Raw genomic sequence first — 23,111 nt, 5'->3', positions numbered from 1 at the left:
TTTTTTAAATGGTGATCAACCATGTTCTTTACGCTTTTTCCCTTTCTTCAAATGAAATACAATCGTGGTGCCGAAAATCATTAAAATAAGGGTAAAAAATATCGCAGGCGGGATTTCGATCCCTGCAACGGCAATTAGCATTTTTATAGCAATGAATCCGATAAGAATGTAAGCGGCAGTTTCCAATTCAGGAACCTTATCTATCAATTTTAAAAATAACCCCGCCACTCCCCGCATCATCAAGACACCAATCATCCCACCGGCCAAAAGGACCCAGACTTTTTCACTCACCCCGAAAGCGGCCAAGACACTATCGACGGAAAATGCTATATCCATCAATTCCACTGCCGCAACCGTCCCCCAAAATGTACCAAAGATTCGGATCAACAAGCTGTTGTTACTCATTCCCTGGATATCTTCATCAATGCCAGCTTGTTTTTTTCTTTTATCCCGAAAGTATTTAAATGAGAGCCAACCAAGGTAGGCTGCTCCAATCACCTTCACCCACCAAAGCTTAATGAGGAAAACACCGATTCCAATCGCTATAAATCTAAAAGCGTATGCGCCTAATAAACCATAAAAAAGTGCTTTTTTCCGTCGTTTTTCCGGAAGGTGCCTGACCATTACAGCTAATACCAAAGCGTTATCCGCCGATAGTAATCCTTCCATTAAAACGAGCGTTCCGATCAATCCCCAGCTTACTGGGTCGGATAAAACCTCCACCCACATATTCCAGTCAAAAAATTGAGCATATGTTTGAGTGATATTATTTAACAACTCTGACATGATAAAGACTCCTCTGCTACTATACCTGCATAATTAGAAAACCGTATAAAATAACATTGTTCCCAGTAATGTTATAAACTCTACTTTATTTTAAACACAAAATAAATACGTTGCATGACAACGTATCATTTAATGCCTATTAGAAATTTCATTCTCATCATACTCTTACACATATATAAAATCAAAGAATCGATCCATTATGAGAGCCTTTGTTTACTCGTCCACTCTGGGGGCGTATTTTTGTCCCAATATATTTTCCCTATATCATAATGGGTGGCAAATGAATCATGATGGGTATGATAGTGAAAATCGAACCAATACCCTTCCATTGGTGGATTTTCCTGCCTGACATGGAATCTGATAATATCCTTGCCGCTGTTTGAATCATAAATATGAAAAATTTTCTCGGCCCTGCCCGCACTCGGCTGCTCAGTGATCGTTAATTGCTGTAATTTTTCATCTGGAAATTGGGCAGCCATTTCCGTAATGGCTTCTTCCATTTTTGGTAAGATGGTCATTTTGAACTCATCGCCAATTTTAGGATTGATCTTATCGCCAAACTTCATAAATGCGTTTACCTCTGCTTTATTCAGTATGCCCGATAAAAATTCTTCCCGGTTGAATTCCTCTTCAAGTTCAATCGGTTGCTGTGAAGAAAGGTAGGCTAACCCTTCTTCATCCACTAACCCTTTTTTAGTATCCTTTAACGAATTGGCCTCAGCAAGCCACGCCAGCTCTGAAGGCGTGACAAGACCAAACGTCAAAACGGATAATAAAATGACGAGACTTTTCCTGAACCAAATCGCTGCTTTCAACTTACACTCCCCCTCCTTTTTTTGTATTATCTTTATATTTAGTATACTTTTATTCTTTAGTAATTACTAATATATAGGTACCCATGTTTCAAAAATCAAAAAAAAGGATATATACCTATATAAACTTTATTAACCCTAACTTTTTACTAAATATCAACAATTCTACATTTTGATGAAGGATTTTGACGATATTTGGAGAACTTAATTAGATTCAAGTCTTTTTAAGGAGGGGTCTTATATGGCTTTAACTACGACTGCCATGGTGGCTTTATGTCTTGTAACATTAGCATTTTTCGTATATTTAACATTTACTGATTAAGAATAAATAAAAACCTACGAAAAATCCCTTGTCATTTATCTCCAATGGCAAGGTTTTTCTTTCACATAAAGCTTACATTTTGGCAGATTAAAGGACTGAATACTGGAGGAATCATTTTGGAAAACAACAATGAAAACACTAAAGATAAGGATTACAAGAGGGAAACCGCCACAGGGAAGGCCGGAATGGTCGTTACCGCTCATCCCGTAGCCACTTCCATCGGGGAAAAAATATTACGTGAAGGTGGAAATGCAGTCGATGCGGCGGTCGCCATCCAATTTGCCCTAAATATTGTAGAACCCATGATGACTGGTATCGGCGGCAGTGGTTTCCTTATGGTATATAACGCTAAAGATAAGGATACAAAAATATTCGATGGCCATGTAAGGGCACCTAAAGCCGCCCATCCAGACATGTTTCTAAATGAAAAAGGGGAAGTCATCCCATTTAAAGAACGTTCGATCAAGGCTACAGCAGTTGGCGTTCCTGGAATACTGAAAGCTATGGATAAAGCACTCAACGAATATGGAAGTAAGCCATTAGCTGACCTCATCGAGCCCTCCATTGAATTCGCAGAAAAGGGGGTTCCCGTCAATTGGGTTCTTTGCGATGCCCTTAAAAACTTTGAATACCGATTGGGCGAGGAAGCCCGTAAGTTCTTTATGCCAAACGGAAAACCATATCAAGATGGCGATTTACTGATAAAAGAAAAATTGGCGAATACCTACCGGATATTACAACGAGAAGGGATTTCCGCTTTTTATGAGGGTGAAATCGGAGAGGGCATCATTTCCTGTATCCAGGAACTTGGAGGGTTCATGGAACTTTCTGATTTAAAGGACTATGAAGCGACCATTGATGAACCAATGTATGGGACTTATAAGGATTATCGAATTGCATCATCCATGGCCCCTAGTGCGGGCGGATTCACGGTCATCCAAATCCTAAAAATATTGGAGAGCTTCCAGATCGAACAATATGACGTCCGTTCTTGGGAAAAATATTACTTAATTGCAGAAGCGATGCGCCTGTCATTTACAGACAAAAAGGCATTTCTTGCTGATCCCGAATTTGCCGAATTGCCATTGGCGGGTCTAATGCATGATGAATATATAGCTAAACGCCGCTCGTTCATTAATTTCAAAGCTAGGAATAATGCCATTGACTTCGGAAACCCTTGGATATATGATTCCGTGAAAGAAAGGGAAGTCATTCCACAACCAAATGACGAAGATATCAGTGAAACGACACATTTCACTGTCCGTGACAGATGGGGGAATATCGCAGCATGCACCTCTACAGTGGAGCATCCATTCGGTTCGGGCATAATGGTTTCCGACTATGGTTTCATGCTGAATAACGAACTGACTGATTTCGATTCCATTCCAGGGGGCATGAATGAAGTACAGCCCAATAAACGCCCTGTCAGTTGTAAAAGCCCGACCATCATCTTTAAAGACGGCGAGCCGATCTTGACGCTGGGATCCCCTGGAGGACCAACCATCATCAGTTCTGTCGTTCAAACAATCATCAATGTACTCGATTTAAAAATGGACTTGAAAGCAGCCATTGAAGAACCTAGAATTTTCACTCCAATGGGCCCTCATATTGAATGGGAAGCAGGAATGGATATGACCAGCAAAGGTCACTTGGAAGCAATGGGCTTTGCCTTTAATGAAGTTCCCCACTCTATAGGGAATGTCCAAGCCATTCAAATCAACCCTGATGGCTCGAATTATGGTGCTGCAGATTCAAGCCGGGAAGGCTGTGCCATGGGTCTGGACGAGACAGATTATAAATCCTGATCACAGAATGGAAATGAAGCCAAAATGAAATTTGGATGTTTTTCTCTTTACTACCTCAAACCCAAATTCCTCGAAGCGGGAGCTGCGGAAATGGTCTTTCAACACGACTCGCTTTCGCGCAACCCGCTTGGCTTCTTTCATTATTTCCATTGATAAATCCTTTCCTTCCGCAAAATGAGTCAATCCTTTGATTCCATTTGATTCCTGAATCGTTTCCTCAAACATGGGATCGAAATATACGACATCAAAATGATTATCCGGCATTGATTTCAATATTTCGTAATGATCCGCTTGAATGACCTCTATTCTTCTCATCGCAGAAATCATCTTTTCTTCTGCATTCTCCCATGTCTTCATACCATGGTCCACGAGCAAGGCCAAATATTGATTTCCTTCCAATGCAACAACCTGTCCATTTTCACCCACTGCAAAACTTGCGACAATCGCATCAGAGCCCAAGCCCAATGTACAATCAAGCACAGAATTCCCTTCATTTATATCTCCGGCAATGAGAAATGGATCACCTTCGCCCCGAATTATTCTTTTTAAACGGATCATTGCAAGGTTAGGGTGAAAAAAGAATGGTTCTTTTTCTTGGTACCGATATAACTCCATCCGCTTTTTACCAAAAACGAGGCAATCCTCCTCATCATGTTCCGATTGGATAGCTCTCACCGATCGTTTTCTTCGCGCTATAAAGGGGATCTGTAATTCTTCAGCTAACTTTTCGGCTAATATAATCGTTTCTTTATCGGCTCTTCCTACTGTAGTGACAAACATGAATCTACCCCTTCATACTCTTATAAATTTGAAAAGAATGCCCTGTTTCCAGGACATTCCGCTTCATCACTTATTTACTTGACTGAATGCTGCCAATAAATTTTCCATAATAGCTTCCATTGGCTGTCCCTCTATATCATGGCGAGGAATGAAATGTAAAACCTCTTTGCCCTTTAAGAGAGCCATGGATGGTGAAGAAGGTTCGATTCCATTGAAGTATTCCCGCATTTTAGCTGTAGCTTCCTTATCTTGTCCGGCAAATACTGTTACGAGATGATCAGGCTTATTGTCTGCTTGGAGTACGGCTTGGGTAGCAGCTGGACGGGCTAACCCGGCAGCACAGCCACAGACAGAATTTACGACGACAAGTGTCGTACCTTCTACTGAATCCATAAAGTTTTCAACCGCTTCAGCGGATTCCAACTCCTCAAAACCTGCTTGCACCAGTTCCGCACGCATTGGCTTCACCATTTGTTTCATATATTCATCATATGCCATCGACATAAAAAAACCCCCTTGATTACAATTCTTCATTTAGTTTAATCATACTATATTCTTATGTGCATATGCAAAATTGACGCTTAGAGCTTTGCAAATTCGGCGTTCAAATTTATGTATCAATAATCAAAGGTTCATTTGCGCCGCAAAAAGAAACATGGTAACAGAATCCATTTCATTCTGCCACCATGTTTTAGTATCTTCCTTGAATTAAACTTTCATCACTCCGCCTGAGCTGGCATTCGTCACAAGTTTGGAATAACGTGCTAAATAGCCTGTTCTAACTTTTGATTCGAAGCCTTTCCAATTTGCTTTACGTTTTTCGAATTCTTCATCGGAAATTTCCAATTCGATTTTACGATTGTTCAAATCCAACTCGATGATATCTCCATCTTCCACGAAAGCGATTGGGCCTCCCTCAGCTGCTTCGGGGGATATATGACCAATGCTGATGCCGCGAGATGCGCCTGAAAAGCGGCCATCAGTGATCAAACCGACTTTGGCTCCAAGTCCCCTCCCGACAATTTGGGAAGTTGGTGCCAACATTTCCGGCATACCCGGCCCCCCTTTAGGTCCTTCGTAACGAATGACCACTACATCCCCTTCTTTTACTTTTCCAGTAATGATTCCGGAAAGTGCATCTTCTTGGGAATCGAAACAAATGGCAGGACCCCTATGGTAGCCACCAACTGATTCGTCAACTGCTCCCACTTTTATGATGGAGCCTTGAGGAGCAAGGTTGCCAAACAATACCGCAAGTCCTCCACGCTCGGAATGCGGATTATCTAACGGATGGATAACATCCTTATCCAAAATTTCACAACCGGCAACATTTTCGCGGAGCGTTTTACCTGAAACGGAAAGGCAGTCACCGTTAAAAGCGCCTGGTTTTTTGAGTAACTCATTAATGACGGCACTTACACCTCCGGCATTATGTACATCTTCAATATGATAATCGGATGCCGGTGCAATTTTCGCTAGATGCGGTACGCGGTTAGCTATTTCATTTATGCGTTCCATCGGATATTCAAAACCTGCTTCATGTGCCAATGCAAGCGTATGAAGCACGGTGTTCGTCGAACCGCCCATCGCCATATCCAATGCAAATGCGTTATCAATTGCATCAATCGTCACGATATCACGAGGCTTGATATCCTGTTTGATTATCTCCATCAACTGTTTAGCGGATTTCTTAACGAATTCTTTGCGTTCTTCAGCTACCGCCAAAATCGTACCATTTCCCGGAAGCGCAAGTCCTAAACCTTCTGCCAGACAGTTCATGGAATTTGCAGTGAACATTCCTGAACAAGAACCGCAAGTGGGGCATGCAACTTGTTCGATTTCCTCCAGTTCTTCTTCATTGATAGTACCAGCTTGATAGGCGCCCACCCCTTCAAAAACGGATGTTAATGAAAGAGATTTACCATTTTTATCTTTACCTGCCTTCATCGGTCCGCCGCTTACGAATATTGTAGGAATATTGACACGAAGTGCTCCCATCATCATTCCCGGCGTTATCTTGTCACAGTTTGGAATGCACACCATACCGTCAAACCAATGTGCCGATACAACAGTTTCCACGGAATCTGCGATGATTTCACGGCTTGGCAAGGAATAGCGCATACCAATATGACCCATTGCAATTCCATCGTCTACCCCGATCGTATTAAATTCGAAAGGAACACCGCCTGCTTCGCGAATCGCTTCCTTCACTATTTTTCCGAATTCCTGAAGGTGGACATGACCTGGAACGATATCGATGTATGAATTACAAACCGCGATGAACGGTTTACCGAAATCTTCTTCTTTAACCCCTGCTGCCCGCAACAGACTTCTATGTGGAGCTCGATCGACCCCTTTTGTAATCATGTCACTTCTCATATTTGATGTAGACATTTGTTGTACCCCCAATTTCCGCTAAATGTTTAATGATTCAGAATAATATAATTTTTAGTATACTCTAAAAATTCTAACATATTTATAAACAAATGCAACCTTTCAACGTTAAATATCTGCAAATATCATTTTACTAAAATAATAGAGAACAGATTTATTTACTTTAAAATACTGTATCCCATCGAAAATTAGCCATTTTGCTGTTTCGGAGTTCCACCGGACCACAGGGTCAAGCAATTGGAATTGACCAGCTTCAAAAAAAGGCATGCGGATTTAATCACCCGGATGCCTTTTTTGAAGTCCATTAAGTTATTCTAATTAAATTTCACTTTTCATTCGCTAGCCTTGATTCTGTCATTTGCTTCCAAACTGAACCTTTTGCTTCTTCCCCATTTTCTATACGATCAATGGCCATCTTGACCTGTAGGGCCACTTCGAATTCAGGGTCCTGTTCCGCTTGCTTTAGAAGAGGAAGGGTCGTTTCATTTCCAGCTTCATATAAAAACATCGCCGCCCTCCATCTAACCAATTTATTTTTATCCGATAGTGCTTGCGACATTTCTCCCATCGCTTCTTCAAAGCCCAGATCGGATAAACAGTCACCAGCCGTTCGTCTTACTGCTGCACTTTTATCTTTCATTGCTTTGTACAAGCTCGGAAGCACTTTTCTATCTTCGATCATACCCAAGTATACAACCGCGAGCCTTCGAATGGAGACTTTACTGTCGGAAAGTGCCATGTCCAATACTGGAATATCACCCACAGTTGGATCTTCCATTTGTTCTAAAGCCTGATATCGCTTTTCCCAACTTTCGTCATTCAGCATTTCTGCAGTCAGTTTAATTTTTGGCCGTTTCAAGAATGTTTCTTTTGTATCCACCATTTCTTTAGCAGCAGCTACTAGCCGATTAATTCGTTCTTCCGGATATGCTGCAATCAGCTCATCCGATACTTCCTTCACGATATCTTCCATATCACCATATCTTACGCCATAATCCTTCCATTTTCGAAGCATGACTACATTATCATCTTCTTTTTGGGCTGCGGCAATGCCCTTTATGAAATATTCCGGTAAGGAAAAACGTTTTTCGTGTTGGCTATCACTTGCTTTAATTTGCATCGGAATGCCTTTGAATTGTTGAATGGCAACCGCTACTTCACCGTAATGTTCATTTAAAACCGTTTGTTGACTTTGTTCTTCGGTTTTTTCCCCGAACACCTGACGGATTTGGACCAAGATATCTTTCCAATCATATTTCGCATTGCGCTCAACCGCTAAGAAATCCGCAACATGATATACCCCTTTCACCCCATCAATCTTAAATAAATCTTTAATCAGCTGCGGTGCTTGTTCAGCTTGGTCCTTCTTATAGTTATTACTTTTACCTGCTAATAACTCTTCAGTTAAATTGATTTTCATTGTATTCGGACTTGGTGTTGGTTCTATTGATTTAATTTTCAATGCGTTTCTCTCCTTTTACAAGACGTTTCCATGTACTAGATATTATCACAATGGCAACAGATTCTCATGCAATTGAGATTGGCTAAAAAAAGACCGGTCCAAGTTTGCTCCCTTGGACCAGTCCCCCGCTCATTCCTCTTCCAATTTTTCCGCTAAATACGTCCATCTTTCCATCAAATGCTCTAATTTATCCGTTAGTCCCTTTTCTTCTTCAAGTAACAGGCGGACTTGTTCAAAATCGCTACCCGCAGCTGACATTTCATACGTGATGTTTTTCAGACGCAGTTCGACCCGTTCCATGTTCCCCTCTATCTCTTCCCATTCCTTACTTTCCGCATATGTTAGTTTTTTCTTTTTCTTTTCTGTGCGATTGAGTGGAGGTTCTGGTGTTTTCACTGGTACGGCCTCTTCCGTCTTTTCCTCCAAGAACTCCGAGTAATTACCGTAATAGAAATCAATTTCACCTTTATTCTTGAAGACAAGGAGCTGATGGCATGTTTTATCCAGGAAATACCTATCATGTGATACGGTAATGACTACACCTGAAAATGTTTCTAAATAATCCTCAAGAACGGTCAAGGTTTGCGTGTCCAAATCATTCGTCGGTTCATCCAAAAGCAGGACATTAGGTGCCGACATTAATATGTTAAGGAGATATAAACGCCTTTTCTCCCCTCCGGACAGCTTGCGAATCGGCGTCCCATGCGAGCCCATTGGAAACAAGAACCTTTCAAGCATCTGGGCAGCTGATATGTAGCTACCATCTTTAAGGGCGATTGAATCCGCCGTTTCCCGAATATACTCTATCATGCGCAGATTCTCGTCCATATCGACGCTTTCTTGCGTATAGTACCCTATTTTCACGGTTTGCCCTATTTCCAGATTTCCATCATCTATAGATTCCCGTCCGGCCAAAATATTTAACAAGGTGGACTTTCCACTGCCATTATTACCAACAATTCCAATCCTATCACCTGGTTTGAAGAGGAAGGAAAAATGGTTGATGATGGACTGATCCCCGAAAGATTTAGAGACATCCTGCATCTCCAGTACCTTTTTCCCTAAACGGGCACCGCTTAATTCCATTTCCAGGCTCTCGGTTTTCTGCTTATCCTTTACACCTGATTCCAATGTTTCGAAGCGTTGGATCCTGGCCTTTTGTTTCGTTGTACGGGCCTTGGCACCTTTACGGATCCAGGCCAGTTCTTTTTTGAATAGACTTTCTTTTTTCGTTCTTTCCGTCGATTCATTCTCTTCACGAATGGCCTTTGATTCTAAATAGTCTGCATAGTTTCCTTTGTATTCGAAGAGCTTCGTTTGGGCAATTTCCCAAATCTTATTAGAAACCCGATCTAAGAAATATCGATCATGTGTTACAAATAAAACGGACTTTTGATATTTTCCCAAATATTCTTCAAGCCAGGTAATGCTTTCAAAATCAAGATGGTTCGTAGGCTCATCCAAAATCAGTAAATCCGGGGTCTCAATCAAGGTTTTTGCCAGTGCCGCCCGTTTTTTTTGGCCACCTGACAGTTCCCCCAATTTCCTTGAGTGATCAGGAAGGCCCAGCTTGGTCAGTATCGTTCTGGCATTGGCACTTGTATCCCAGGCACCAAGCGTGTCCATATCCTGTTGCTGTTTTAACAAACGGTCCTGTATTGCACTATTCTGTGGATCTACCTGGAGTTGGACGAGCGTCTTTTCATACTCCTTAATCAATGAAAATACAGGCGTTGAACTTTCATACATATATTCCATGATCGTCAATTTCTCATCAAATTGCGGATCTTGGGATAGGTAGGAAATCGTGTAATCATTCGGATGATCCTTCGTTCCTAAATCACTGTCTTCCAATCCTGCAATGATATTCAATAATGTCGATTTACCAGTGCCGTTTATACCAACGATCCCGATTTTTTCCCCTTCGGTAATGGAAAAAGATACATCTTTAAAAAGAAGCTTTTCCCCTTGGGTTTTCATTACATGTTCCATGCTAAAAACTTTCATAATCGTACATCCCATTCCTTATTAAATTCCTCTAAAAATCTAACCATATATTCATGCCTTTCACTTGCAATCCTCTTGGCTGTACAAGTATTGAGCATATCTTGCAAACGTAATAGTTTTTCATAAAAGTGATGAATGGAAGAGCTTTTCCCCGTCCTGTATTCCTCTTTTGTCATATTTTCCCTTATTGACAATGAAGGATCAAACATGGGTTGTCCCTTTTTCCCTCCAAATGCAAATGTCCTTGCTATCCCTATGGCGCCAATTGCATCCAAGCGGTCCGCATCCTGAACGATTTCAGCCTCGATGGAAGGAAGCTTCAACTGCCCGGAACTATAGGAAATTGTGTTGATGATCTGCTTAATGGCATTCACGCTATCAATTTCCAATTTTATTTCATCAAACCATTCATCCAGCTTTTTCGATCCCTCATCAGCATCCCGGTTTAATTTATCATCCGGGATATCATGAAGCAGTGCCGCCAATTCAATGATAAACTCATTCCCTTTGCGTTCTTCTTTTGCAATATGTAAAGCCAGCTTACGAACCCGATCGATATGGAACCAATCATGGCCGCTGGCATCAGATTTCAATTGGTCATATACATACTTCTCCGTTAAATCAATCATCGTTTGATTCATTTCACCACTCCATGTCCTTTCTATTTTACCATGGTTCTCAATAATGTTGTGCTTTAATCTTCATTGAACCAACTGAGTCCAATCGTCTGTTCACCGGTATGCACCCCGATTGCACTGCCCAGTGGGGATACATGTGTCAACACATGAGGAAATTCTTCAGAAATCATCTTTTTCCATCTTTGTGACTGCTCCGACACAGCTCCATATAATATGGTGCATTCTTTTACTTTACCTGCTTCGACTGATCTGCGAAAATCAGTGAAGATCTGTTTTTCCGCTTTTTTAAGGTTCCGGGGTTTAGATTTAGTATGAAGCAAGCCATTTTCGATTGAAATGATGGGTTTAAAGCTCAATAGGCTTCCTAAAATATACTGTGCGTTCGATAACCTTCCACTGCGATGCAGCTGATCCAAAGAACCTATTAATACATAGGTTTCATGATTATCCGCATATATTCTCGTTTTAACGAAGGCCTCATTGACGGAATGGCCATTATCAATATAATGCATGAGCCGTTTCATTATTAAAAGCATTGGAAAGGAAATAAGCAGAGTATCAAAAACGTCAACGGGGATCGTAACCATTTGTGCAGCTTGCCTGCTCGCGGAAACGGTCCCGCTCAATTCACTTGAAAGATGAACCGCAATGATTCGATCATAACGTTTTTCAAGCTTCTTATATAACTCTTGGAATGTACCGACCGAGGGCTGTGATGTAGTCGCGTTTTTCTTTTCCTCACTCATTCTTCGGTATAATTCCCCAGGTGATAGGTCGATACCATCTTCATATTCCTTCCCATCGATGATAACGATCATCGGAACGACGTAAACATGTTCATTCAATGATAATTCTTCATCTAAAGTTCCTGTGCTATCCGTTACCCATGCAATTCGTTCCATGGTTTCCCCCCTCAATTGGTGTCTCCTATTATATTCAACTCTCCCCCCATTTGTCCCTTTTAGAAAGCGTTGTGGATAAATATCTTGCCTTACAAAAAGAGCCCAACAGAAAGTACCTCTTCCGTTGAACTCGATATCATCATAATAATTTTTTTAAATCCTCTTCGATTTCCAGTGGTTTTGTTTTAGGGGCATACCGACTTACGATATTTCCATCACGGTCAATCAAGAACTTTGTAAAATTCCATTTTATCGATTTAGACCCCATCACTCCAGGAGCATTTTCAGTCAGATAGCTGAATAAAGGATGGGCCTCCTTGCCATTGACATTCACTTTTGCAAACATCGGGAATGTTACACCATGATTCAACTTACAATAAGAATCGATTTCCAGATCATCTCCAGGCTCCTGATTCAAAAACTGATTACATGGAAAACCAAGCACCGCCAACCCATCTTCTTTATATTGTACATACAGGCTTTGCAAATCATCATACTGTGGCGAAAAACCGCATTTGCTTGCGGTATTCACTATAATCATCACTTTCCCTCTATATTCCTMAAGCGAGATGGTTTCTCCATTGATTTTATTGACTTCAAATTCGTAAATGGACATGTATGATCTCTCCCTTTAGTATGATGATGTCATTTTACAGTATTTAAAGGTACGTTTACCAACTTTTATAATCTTACCTTTTCCAATTATCCCGGAATCTTCATCGCTTGAATGGATTGTATCAAATATTCTACCATATCTTCCAAATCCTCCATTTGCTCTTCTTTTATAAGCCTTCCAAATGAAACTTTAAATAAAGAAGAATGAACGGGTTGCACTTTTTTACTGACCGTTTCGCTGGTCGTCACTGTAATGATTCTCTGATCCCCCCAAATTTTTTCCAGATCGATCAAGAATTGTTCAGCAGTCACTTCATCAAGCTTTTTAGGAAAAGAAATGAAAATATTAACCGTGCAACCGGAATGTGTTTCATTAATAGTGGAATCAAGTAACTCCGAACTTAGATTCTGGAGTGAAGCGTGTAACTCGATGACTCCGATAACCGAAATAGGCGCCAGCGATTCTTTCAATTCCATTTCAATCTTATATGTTCTGGACATGTTTGCGAGATTCACTATATCATCACGGTTTATGACCAATATATCTCCAATGAAGTCACGATCATAGACCGCACCTTCCAATACCACTTTCATGTTCTCAAATGCTGTAGGATCGAACAATCTCCATACACCTCTCCAACTTCATAAGTTTATGTAATCATGATCTCACCATTTTACCATCCCCGAGCCATTTCCCTCAGGATTTAGAAGAAATTATTAAAATAGCTTTTCTATTCAGTAATTTTCTATATAATTAAAATATTATGATTTTTGGAGAAGGAGGCTAATCATGCCAATCAGAATTCCGGAACAACTGCCAGCTAAAGAAATTTTAGAACAGGAAAATATCTTCGTTATGGATGAGGATAGAGCTACCAATCAGGAAATCCGTCCATTGAATATATTAATTTTAAACCTTATGCCAGAGAAAGAAAAAACAGAGGCTCAGTTACTGCGCTTTCTTGGCAATACTCCCATTCAAGTAAACATATCATTGCTGCGTTTAAGCACACATGAATCAAAAAACACTAGTAAATTTCATTTAGATCAGTTTTATAAATCATTTAATGATATTCGCACGAAGAAATATGACGGCTTGATCATTACGGGCGCTCCAGTCGAGAAGCTGGAATTTTCAGACGTTAATTATTGGGAAGAACTGCAGGATATCATGAATTGGTCAACAGAAAATGTCACATCCACCCTACATATCTGTTGGGGAGCTCAAGCAGCCCTATACCATCATTATGGAATAGGCAAACATGAACTGCCAGTGAAATGCTTCGGCATATACACTCATGAGGTACTTGAACCAACTGAAAATCTAGTCCGCGGATTCGATGACTATTTTATGGCCCCTCATTCGCGCTATACGGATATTGACTATCAAAAATTAGTTAACCATCCAGAATTGAAGGTTCTGGCACAGTCCGATCAAGCTGGGGTATTGATAGCTGCTTCAGTTGATGGAAAAAGAATCATGGTGACCGGCCATTTCGAGTATGATGCCGATACCCTCGGTGAAGAATATAAACGTGATAGGGAGCGTGGGATCAATACGCAACTCCCTGAAAATTACTTTCCTGATAACGATCCGACCAAGGTACCCCTTCACCGCTGGAAGAGCCATTGCAGTCTGATGTTCTCGAATTGGCTGAACTATTATGTTTACCAATCAACCCCATATGAGTGGGATTGAAAGGGTAAGAAAAAAGAAGCTTTCTCTTTTAAGTGACTAGCTTTTTTATAGGCAGCAACTTTGGGCTATCATGGGAAACAACCTGAGTTTTTGACTCAGGTTGTTTTTTTCATGATTCTTTATTACCGAAATATACCTCTTCAAAAGGTTGGACGACTACAAACCCTTTCCCTTCGAATTTCATTTGAACGGATTCGCCGCTTCCCCTTCCAAAAAACGACTTTAATGAAACATCCGTTACGAATTCAGGCTGAAGCTCCCCTGACCAAGCTACTGTGGCATTCGGGTCCGTATAGACTGGATTCCCAGCTTCCACCATTAAAGTGAGTGGCTCATAATGGGAAGTGAATGCAACCATCCCTCTCCCCTCGAGTCTTACATTGAACAATCCACCCGCCAATAACCCTGCAATGCGCCGCATTATTTTTATATCCCATTGAATACCCGGCTCAAAGGCAAGTAAATCATTACCATTAACACAGATCGATTCACCATTTAACTGTAAAATTGATATCTTCTTCCCTTGATCCGCGACGTATAGTTTGCCGCTTCCGGTCGCTTTCATCAAGGATGCACCCTCACCAGTCAAGGCTTTCTTGAAGAGTTTACCAAGACCATGCTCCAAGATACCTTCCCGCTCGAATTTAATTTGTCCGCGATAAGAAATCATCGTCCCCATTTTTGCCCAGATCTGCTGTTCCAGATTAATTTCCAGAATTCGTTCCGTTTCAAGTTCAAATAAGCCTTGCCCTTTATCCTGCTGTTTCGTCTTTTCAACGAATTGATCGATTTGATACTTCTCCATCACTGATCCACCTTTTTTTGAAGGAGGAACAGCCACATGAACGATACAGCTTGTTTTAGTTCCTTTGAAAAATGTCCCAATTTTGCAAAGTCCACCCCTCTCTTCGCAACGCCGATGTCAGCGACCACCTTCCATCCCGTTTCTGTTGCCATTTTTTCAAATTCCCAAGCCTGCATTGTATTCATAATGACTTTATCTCCTAATAGCCGTTGAAAACTGAATTTTTTTCGTGGTTCAGCCGTCGGACCAAGAATTCCAAAACAGGCATAACCGCCAGGCTTAATTACCCGTTGAATTTCCTTCATCACCGTTAATGGTTCACCTGTATATTCCAAAGAATTAATGACCAATGCCGCATCCATTTCCTCATCCTTGAATGGAAGATCATAAAAATCTCCTTGGATGAAAGAAAGTTCAGGTTGGAGAGCTGTTTTCCCCTTTGCAAATTCAATCATGACATTGGATAAATCGACTCCAGTTACTTCAAATCCCGCTTCGGCCAATTTTAAAGAACCAACTCCATCTCCACAGCCTATGTCAGCTACCTTCACTCCCGAAGGTACATATTCAGAAAAGAACGGAATAATGTTTTTTCGGCTCCCCGATTCCCACATTTCTTGCGAATTCTTCACCCACATAGGTGCAAAGACATCCCATTCCTTTTCCGACTCTTTATGCCAAGTATGTAAATTCATTAAACAATCCCCCTCCCATTTAATCTCAAATTATATTAGTACTTGAAGCATCACGGAAATTACTATCCCATTCGTTAACTAACACACAGTTTTCCCGAATCAAAATACAGGGCTTCATTATAGCTATTCTGCTCTTAATTAAAAAATCCTTTTTTAAAATACTTTTATAATGATGAATGCCCGGTTCCAGAAAACAGGTGATGTCATCTGAAAAATTTCAATTAACTTAAAAATAAAAAAGATTGTAGGCAAAAGCGATTATATCTAATTGTTAAAACAGAGTTGATTGGAACGGAAGGTGCGAGACTCCTGCAGGAAAAGCGTGTCCAAGGGAGACCCCACATGCGCAAAGGCGCCGAGGAGGCTCCCGGACCGCCCGCGGAAAGTGAGTGCCTGAAGTGGAAATCAACGTTCGAATTTTTAAAACCCTCAAAAAAAACTGTAGACAAACTCGATTTTCATCGAGTTTGTCTACAGTCTGAAAGCTGCCTGAGGCAGCTTATTTTGAATTTTCTTCATTTCTTTTTTGTATCTTTCGTAAATCCTCGACACGATCGGGAGACTCCTCAAAGAATTCAACCAGATCGCCAATCCTATCGATGGCATTCCAACTAAGGTGATGTTCAATCCCTTCAACATCATGATAAATATTTTCTTCCTTGACCCCAAGCAATCTAAGCATCTGTTCTAAAAGTTCATGGCGGTATACGAGCCTTTTACCAACCTTTTTCCCGTTTGCAGTTAAAACGAGACCCCGGTACTTTTCATATATCAAATATTTTTCATGGTCCAGTTTTTGAACCATTTTTGTAACAGAAGATGGGTGGACGGAAAGGTTTTCGGCAATATCCGAAACTCTTGCATATCCTTTTTCTTCAATAAGTAAATAAATTTGTTCTATGTAATCCTCCATGCTAGGTGTAGGCATTCGGAATCCTCCCATTCAAACGCATATCTAAAAATTTTACTATATAAACGCCCCTGAAACAAGAAGATAACGTCTCAGGGCGCTTTTAAATGAAGTTTCTTCTCATGTTTGTTTGATGTTCTGTTCTGTTTGGAATGTAAAGCTGATCTTCTTTTCAGAATCGGACCAAGATAAAATGGCATCAAAGGTTTTTTCACCTTTTTTAAAACCACTTATCAAATCCGTTTCACCGCTCGACAATAATTTTTTTATATTTGCTTGACTGATTTTCTTATTAAGGATTTTTTTGGAGATCGTAAAGTTACACTTGGTTTTTTGATAATTTACACATCCATAGAATTCCCCTTTATCGACAATCTTAGAACCGCATAGCTTACAGCTGCCCACAGATGCCGAGCTTCTCTTTTTAGGGCCGCTCCGTTGAATCGACTCGGTGTCCAGCCCTTGAAAATCCCAGCTTTCAGATGATTCCACGGCATCACTGATAATTTTTGCTGACATCTTTTTAACAGCTTCCATAAAGACGCCGGCTGAGGCCTTCCCTTCACCAATTTCCCTTAAACGCTGTTCCCATTTGGCTGTCATTTCAGGTGAAGCCAGGATTTTCTCCCCAATTGCAGTGATCAGCACTTTCCCTTTATCCGTCGCAAACACCTGATTTTTTTTGACATCAATGTATTTACGGTCTTTGAGCATGGTAATGATGCCAGCTCGAGTTGCTTCTGTGCCGAGGCCTTCGGTTTTCATCAGCACCTTTTCTAACTCTTCATTATCCAAGTGTTTTCCGGCCGTTTTCATCAAAGTGATCAACTGACCTTCTGTATAACGCTTTGGAGGCTGAGTTTTTCCTTCTTTCACCTTTATTTTGGCGACCTTTCCAGAATCCCCTTTTGAAACGGCCGGCAAAAGGATATCATCATCATCCTTCTCATTTTGGAAAATCACTTTGCGCCATCCCTCTTGGATCTGCTGCTTGCCTTTAGAAATGAATTCGGCACGCTTATCGACAAGCGTTTTAATGGTGGTGTAATCGAAAATGGCTTTCTCATAATGTGCCGCAATCAACCGGCGGACCACCAAGTCATAAATATTCCGTTCTTCAGCGGAAAGCCTCTTTGGGTCGGTCACTTGCTCCGTCGGGATAATTGCATAGTGATCAGTCACTTTTTTTTCATTTACAAACCGTTTATTATTCATGATGCTCGGTTGTGGCAAAGGAAACAGGGATTCATATTCTGAAAATCCACTTAGTTTTTGCAATATATCAGGAAATGTTTCGGCTTCCCCCTCTGTTACATAATTGGAATCTGAACGCGGATAAGAAACGATCCCTTTTTGATATAAACTTTGTACAATATCAAGCGTCTGTTTCGGTGAATATTTATAAATCTTGTTTACGGTTGCCTGCAATGACGATAGATTAAATAACAAAGGTGGCTGAAATTCTTTTCTTTCTGTAGCCATTTCCGCAATTTCAGCTTCTTTACCCTTGCAAAAAGCGGCAATTTTATCAGCAAGTTCTTTTGACTTGATTCTCGGATCATTGTTCTGCTGCCATTTTCCCTGATACTCCTTACCATCCATCTTGAAATCAGCGAACACTTCCCAGAACGGTTCAGACTTGAATTGTTCAATTTCCATTTCCCGCTTCACTATCAAAGCGAGAGTCGGTGTCTGAACCCTACCAGCTGAAAATACATCCGAAACACCCCTTTGTTTCAATAAAATACTATACGCTCTCGATGCATTCATTCCCACAACCCAGTCTGCGCAAGCTCTCGTGTACGCTTCATGATAGAGTGGCCTGGTTTTTTCCTCGCCCATCAGGTTTTGGAATCCCTCATAAATCGCTTTTGGGGTCAAAGAGGAAATCCATAAACGTTTCATCGGTTTATTGACATTACATAGATTAACGATATTACGTACAATCAATTCTCCTTCACGCCCAGCATCGCCTGCATGAATGATTTCATCAACATCCGGTTTCCTAAGCAAAGTCTTCACTACATTGAATTGCTTTGCCTTTTGTCGGGTCACTTCATATTGAAATTTCTCTGGAATCATCGGCAACGTTTCCATCGACCATTTTTTCCATTTTGAATGATAGGTTTCCGGCGAAACGAGTTGACATAAATGCCCGACGGCCCAAGTTACATATGCTCCGTCGGGAAAAAGTTCATTCGGCATGATTTCTATATATCCTTGCTGTTTCTTCGTTTTAAATTGAGCTGCTAACGTTGAACCTTGATCTGGTTTCTCCGCAATGATTAGCTTCATGATCATCTTCACCTAATCCGTTACAAAATATCTTACCCTATTATTATACCTTAATTATCAAAATCGGCTAGATATGACTTCGGTTTAACTCAATTGATCTAAGGAAGCTTGAAATAATTGCTTAACTCCTGAGAAGAATGGGGTTTTCAGGCTTATGATAAAATCCGTCCAAATATAGGCAGATTAATATGCAAAAAAAAAGCTTCACTAATGGATGGTCAGCTTAGATTAGGGGGGAATCGGAGTATATACAAAAGAAACAAGTGCGATGTTAAATGTGCCCTTCCTAGCTTTTCACTGTTTAGATGAAGATGAAGAAATTATTTTAAAACAAAAAAGACTGTAGGCAAAAGTGAACTGCCCCGTAAATGTTAGACACCAAACTAACATTTACGGGGCAGTTCAGCTTATAAGCATGTATTCTTTTTATAGTTTTTAAGTACACCACTGTTTATTAACGAAGTTATCTATACATATTTTTTTTAGTTGAATTAATTATTAAAAAGTAATTACACTCTTCTTCTGATAAATTCAGAAACCTATGGTCTATATCTGCTTCAAAATATATTGAATCACCTTCTTCTAACGTATAAATTTCAGGTTCCTCACCTAATTCAACTTGTATTTTTCCTTTTAAAACATAGATGTATTCCTCTACACCCTTTTTATGAGGTGGAAAAATTCCGGTTTCCTCTAAAGGAGGAATTTTATTTAAAATGAATTCAATATCATTAGCCGGCGGTGATAAAAGATGTCTTTCGAACTTTGTGTTTTCGTCCTTATATATTAATCTGTTACTCGAACGAATAATAGACACACTTCTTTTTTGATCCTCCCCCAACAAAGACGATATTGTTACATCCAGTGCTTCCGCAATTTGTGAAGCAACATGAATTGTTGGATTTTTATCACCTCTTTCAATCTGAGATAACATAGACTTACTAACTCCCGACTTTTTAGCTAGTTCTTCTAGTGTGTAGCCTTTTGACTTCCTTACATTTTTTACATTAGTTGAAAATTCCATAAAAGCCCCCTGCATTCTACTATAGTGAATTTAATTCTTGACTTTAGTTTATAACGGATTTATCATGGAATCAAATTCACTATAGTGAATTTGGAAATAAAATCAAAGAAAGGAAAAAGAAGGGACATTATTGCACAACTAAGTCTAAATGTCTTCACTTAATAAAGTCTGAATATTCAAAGTATATAATAGGGATTTTAATTTCTAATAAAAAGAAAAGAAGGTTATTTAAATGACTACAAAAATATTTGTTGATGGTGCTTTCTACAATAAAGATGATGCAAAAATCAGTGTGTATGATCATGGTTTATTATATGGTGATGGAATATATGAAGGGTTACGCTGTTATTCTGGACATGTATTCCAAATGAAGGAACATCTTAATCGGTTAAAACGTTCAGCCAATAGTCTTCGAATTCAGCTTCCATACTCATTAGAACAAATAGGTGAATTCATCTTAGAAACACTGAAAATCAACGAACTTCAGAATGCCTACATTCGTTTACTTGTTACAAGAGGTGTAGGTCACATAGGTCCAGATCCTAGTACTTGCAAGAGCGCTAGTTTAATTATCATTGTAGAAGATTTACCAAATGTCCATGGAAAGTCTGTTAAAGAGAATGGGTTGTCTCTAGTAATTGCCTCTACACGCCGAGATGCTGTGGATGCCACCTCACATGAGATTAAATCACTTAATTACCTTAATAGTGTTGTTGCTAGAATGGAAGCGAATGAATATGGAGCAGATGATGCAATTTTACTAGACCCCCGAGGGTTTGTTTCAGAATCAACTATATGTAATGTTTTTATTATAGATAAAAATACACTTGTAACCCCTAGTCCATCAAACGGAATCTTACAAGGAATAACGAGACAAATGATTATGGATATCGCTAGAGAAATTAATATGGAAGTTAAACAAAGTGATATTACACCCTTTCAATTGATTAATGCAGATGAAGTTTTTTTAACAGGAACACATGCTGAAATTGTTGGAGTTGCTCGTATTAATAACATTGAATTATCTGGAGGTAAAATTGGAGAAATAACAAGAAATTTAATACATAAATTTCAAGAAAAAACATTAAACCCTAAATATAGTGCGCCTGTATATAAAAATATTAATAAGGATAAGGTGACAAACTAATGCAATTGCTAACTAAAAATAAAAACACATTAAATGAAAAGTTACATAAAATAGCACAAGGTTTTTTATCTCCAAGAGATGTGTTATTTGAAATCGAGGAAGAACAGTTAACAGATCTCCTTTCTCCTAACTTTGTTAAGGAAAATGATCAATCCCCCATCGGACAGGGGGAAAGTATTCTACCTGGGGATGTATCCGGTCAACTAGTTCTTGATAGAAAATTAGGGGAGCTATTGTTACAAGAAGCCCAAAGTAGAAACACAACTATTAACTTAATCTATTCTCTAACAACTGGGGATTTAGAAGATTTTTATGTTTTAACATCATCTAAAGGTTTTTTCACTAACCAGAAGGCACGTACTACATTTTGCCCTGTTCAAGCTAGTTGTGAAGGTATTCCAACGTTAGTTGATGTTAACTGCCAATACCAATTTAATATAGAACCTAAAATGTTAACTTATACATTTAATGATGGTAGTAAATTTTATATTGAACAACCATTAAGAGAAGTCATTTTTGAAAAAGATACGATAAATGAAGGTGATTACATTTCATTAAATGCTAATAAAGGATTAATTTTCAAAGGTAATTTATCGGCTAATCCTTCAACTATCATTAAAGTTTATCAAATTCTTTCAAAAGCTTTTCTAGAGTCATTAGAGATTTATGGTCCAGCTAATGCAGAACAAAATATTATTCATTCAAGTACATATCAACATAATAAACAATTTCTTATTGAAACTATTGAGTCTTCAGAGTTTGTTGGTTTCCAAAAGTTATTAAGGGCTGCATACGAAGTTTCGGAACTCAAAGTATTATCGACAGCACATACTGCTAGAACAATGACTCTCACCCGAATGTATGGAAGTGATATCTCACTAGTAAATGGTGATATTTGCTTAAAGGGTTATTCAAAAAGATACGGATTAGGATTATTAAGAGATGAACGGATGTGGAATCAATCCACTGATATTGATTTGATGAGAATCATATTTCTAGGTGAAGAAATTGTTGGTGAAAATTTCTCTCATTATAGAGAGAAATATTTAAAAAGATTTACCGACATGGTTTATGACGTGTTTAAAGTAGGGACAGGAGAAATCGCTGTTGTTAGATTATTATGTATGCCCTATAACATGATCTTTACGAAAGATTTTAACACAGAGAATTTCTCTGAAAAATATAATTTAAATAATAAAGCTGTTAGTGATCGTGTTAACATTCTTGCGAATGAATCGGAAACATACCACGGTTGTCGGGGAGTGAGAGTTACCGTCCAAAGACAAGATATATGTGAGATTTGGTGCGAAGGTATTATTAAAGCAGCACACAAAGCACAAACCAATGATATTGATGTTACACTTCAAATTTTATTATCGATGGTTACCTTTCCAAAAGAGGTTTCTATGTTTATAGAAACTTTTGAAAAACTTGTACAATCATACGGTATTCAAGATTTAGTTCGTGGAGTATCTATAATGATTGAAACATCTGGTTCTTTCCATGTATTAGAAGATATTTTAGACGTTAAAGGAACAAATATAGAACTAAATGGTGCATTATTTGGGGGTAACGACTTTACTGCAGCGTGCCTTAATATGAATAGAGCAGACTCAGCTAAGTCTATTATTCCAGAGTACGTTAAATTAAATATAATGCCAAGTAGCCCATTTCAAATTATTAATGAACAAATTGTAGGAAAGTCAATTGTACAAGGCCTAAGAAGGACAAAACTTTTAAAACTATCGAACGAAAGAGAATATCTAATGGGTTTAGGCGGAGAGATAGCAGGTTCTTGGCAATCAGTAAAATGGCTATCTAAACATGCGGCTCCTCATGGATTAAATTATGTTTCAACTCCACCAGATAGAATATTATTTTCACTATTTGCAAGCGCTCAATCAGTTTTGCAAGCTTTATATRGTGACATTTCATAAATTTAAACGTTTACGCTATATATAGCGTAGACGTATTTTTTCAATTTCGAAAGGATGATCATTATGAATCTAATAA

Annotated in this window: 20 protein-coding genes; 4 read left to right on the top strand and 16 right to left on the bottom strand. The window is 39.3% G+C overall.

Annotated features, from left to right (window positions below; translation table 11 throughout):
• Window positions 1-15: 15 nt before the first annotated feature.
• Together AC1DVK_RS22680 and AC1DVK_RS22675 are read right to left on the bottom strand one after the other, a co-directional pair.
• Entirely contained in the window at window positions 16-786 is a 771-nt protein-coding gene (locus tag AC1DVK_RS22680) for a TerC family protein (protein ID WP_477627430.1), read from the bottom strand.
• Between the two features lie 197 nt (window positions 787-983).
• Window positions 984-1,601 carry a YpjP family protein gene (locus tag AC1DVK_RS22675; RefSeq protein ID WP_250211674.1) on the bottom strand — a complete coding sequence of 206 codons (618 nt, stop codon included), beginning with the start codon at window positions 1,599-1,601 and terminating at the stop codon, window positions 984-986.
• A gap of 435 nt (window positions 1,602-2,036) precedes the next feature.
• Between AC1DVK_RS22675 and ggt the strand changes: the two genes are divergently transcribed.
• Window positions 2,037-3,725 (top strand): gamma-glutamyltransferase, encoded by a 1,689-nt coding sequence (ggt, locus tag AC1DVK_RS22670; protein WP_289320200.1) that lies wholly within the window; start codon window positions 2,037-2,039, stop codon window positions 3,723-3,725.
• On the opposite strand, the gene AC1DVK_RS22665 is transcribed toward ggt, so the two are convergent.
• The 9 genes from AC1DVK_RS22665 to AC1DVK_RS22625 form a co-directional block, all read right to left on the bottom strand.
• Window positions 3,726-4,505 carry a class I SAM-dependent methyltransferase gene (locus AC1DVK_RS22665; RefSeq protein WP_427087821.1) on the bottom strand — a complete coding sequence of 260 codons (780 nt, stop codon included), beginning with the start codon at window positions 4,503-4,505 and terminating at the stop codon, window positions 3,726-3,728.
• A gap of 66 nt (window positions 4,506-4,571) precedes the next feature.
• Window positions 4,572-5,009, bottom strand: a complete 438-nt coding sequence (locus AC1DVK_RS22660; RefSeq protein ID WP_089363415.1) for a BrxA/BrxB family bacilliredoxin — start codon at window positions 5,007-5,009, stop codon at window positions 4,572-4,574.
• A gap of 204 nt (window positions 5,010-5,213) precedes the next feature.
• The gene (gene ilvD / locus AC1DVK_RS22655) at window positions 5,214-6,899 is read right to left on the bottom strand and encodes a dihydroxy-acid dehydratase (RefSeq protein WP_061463641.1); all 1,686 of its coding nucleotides are present in this window, start codon (window positions 6,897-6,899) and stop codon (window positions 5,214-5,216) included.
• 325 nt (window positions 6,900-7,224) lie between these two features.
• Entirely contained in the window at window positions 7,225-8,361 is a 1,137-nt protein-coding gene (locus AC1DVK_RS22650) for a conserved virulence factor C family protein (RefSeq protein WP_477627429.1), read from the bottom strand.
• A gap of 129 nt (window positions 8,362-8,490) precedes the next feature.
• A complete protein-coding gene (locus AC1DVK_RS22645) occupies window positions 8,491-10,368 on the bottom strand; it encodes an ABC-F family ATP-binding cassette domain-containing protein (RefSeq protein WP_477627428.1) in 1,878 nt (625 codons plus the stop codon).
• A complete protein-coding gene (locus AC1DVK_RS22640) occupies window positions 10,365-11,009 on the bottom strand; it encodes an HD domain-containing protein (protein ID WP_410861791.1) in 645 nt (214 codons plus the stop codon). The genes AC1DVK_RS22645 and AC1DVK_RS22640 overlap by 4 nt, the downstream gene beginning before the upstream one ends.
• 53 nt (window positions 11,010-11,062) lie before the next feature.
• The gene (locus AC1DVK_RS22635; RefSeq protein ID WP_377381979.1) at window positions 11,063-11,908 is read right to left on the bottom strand and encodes a DegV family protein; all 846 of its coding nucleotides are present in this window, start codon (window positions 11,906-11,908) and stop codon (window positions 11,063-11,065) included.
• Window positions 11,909-12,047: 139 nt separating this feature from the next.
• Complete coding sequence (locus AC1DVK_RS22630; RefSeq protein ID WP_477627427.1) at window positions 12,048-12,524, bottom strand: glutathione peroxidase; 477 nt, start codon at window positions 12,522-12,524, stop codon at window positions 12,048-12,050.
• Window positions 12,525-12,610: 86 nt separating this feature from the next.
• A complete protein-coding gene (locus AC1DVK_RS22625; protein ID WP_061463653.1) occupies window positions 12,611-13,144 on the bottom strand; it encodes a hypothetical protein in 534 nt (177 codons plus the stop codon).
• A 169-nt stretch (window positions 13,145-13,313) separates the two neighbouring features.
• On the opposite strand from AC1DVK_RS22625, the gene metA reads away from it, so the two are divergent.
• A complete protein-coding gene (gene metA, locus AC1DVK_RS22620) occupies window positions 13,314-14,222 on the top strand; it encodes a homoserine O-acetyltransferase MetA (protein ID WP_477627426.1) in 909 nt (302 codons plus the stop codon).
• A 109-nt stretch (window positions 14,223-14,331) separates the two neighbouring features.
• Here metA and AC1DVK_RS22615 read toward each other — a convergent pair whose 3' ends face one another.
• The 5 genes from AC1DVK_RS22615 to AC1DVK_RS22595 all read right to left on the bottom strand — a co-directional run bounded on the left by AC1DVK_RS22615 (window position 14,332) and on the right by AC1DVK_RS22595 (window position 19,951).
• Window positions 14,332-15,027, bottom strand: coding sequence for an AIM24 family protein (locus AC1DVK_RS22615; RefSeq protein WP_477627425.1), 696 nt, complete (start codon window positions 15,025-15,027; stop codon window positions 14,332-14,334).
• Complete coding sequence (locus tag AC1DVK_RS22610; protein WP_318686490.1) at window positions 15,027-15,722, bottom strand: class I SAM-dependent methyltransferase; 696 nt, start codon at window positions 15,720-15,722, stop codon at window positions 15,027-15,029. Before AC1DVK_RS22610 ends, AC1DVK_RS22615 begins: the two co-directional genes overlap by 1 nt.
• A 499-nt stretch (window positions 15,723-16,221) precedes the next feature.
• Complete coding sequence (mntR, locus tag AC1DVK_RS22605; protein WP_061463662.1) at window positions 16,222-16,650, bottom strand: transcriptional regulator MntR; 429 nt, start codon at window positions 16,648-16,650, stop codon at window positions 16,222-16,224.
• Window positions 16,651-16,752: 102 nt separating this feature from the next.
• Window positions 16,753-18,927 carry a DNA topoisomerase III gene (locus tag AC1DVK_RS22600; RefSeq protein WP_477627424.1) on the bottom strand — a complete coding sequence of 725 codons (2,175 nt, stop codon included), beginning with the start codon at window positions 18,925-18,927 and terminating at the stop codon, window positions 16,753-16,755.
• Between the two features lie 463 nt (window positions 18,928-19,390).
• Window positions 19,391-19,951: a helix-turn-helix domain-containing protein gene (locus tag AC1DVK_RS22595; protein ID WP_061463666.1), complete on the bottom strand. Its 561-nt coding sequence runs from the start codon at window positions 19,949-19,951 to the stop codon at window positions 19,391-19,393.
• Between the two features lie 232 nt (window positions 19,952-20,183).
• Here AC1DVK_RS22595 and ilvE point away from each other — a divergent pair, with 232 nt between their 5' ends.
• Window positions 20,184-21,098 (top strand): branched-chain-amino-acid transaminase, encoded by a 915-nt coding sequence (gene ilvE / locus AC1DVK_RS22590; protein WP_477627423.1) that lies wholly within the window; start codon window positions 20,184-20,186, stop codon window positions 21,096-21,098.
• Window positions 21,098-23,035 (top strand): putative PEP-binding protein, encoded by a 1,938-nt coding sequence (locus AC1DVK_RS22585; RefSeq protein WP_477627422.1) that lies wholly within the window; start codon window positions 21,098-21,100, stop codon window positions 23,033-23,035. Before ilvE ends, AC1DVK_RS22585 begins: the two co-directional genes overlap by 1 nt.
• The last annotated feature ends 76 nt before the right edge of the window (window positions 23,036-23,111 follow it).

The organism is Peribacillus sp. P4_B1 (assembly GCF_056402395.1).
Note: the sequence above shows the minus strand (reverse complement) of the source record. Positions and strands in the feature narration are given on the sequence as shown.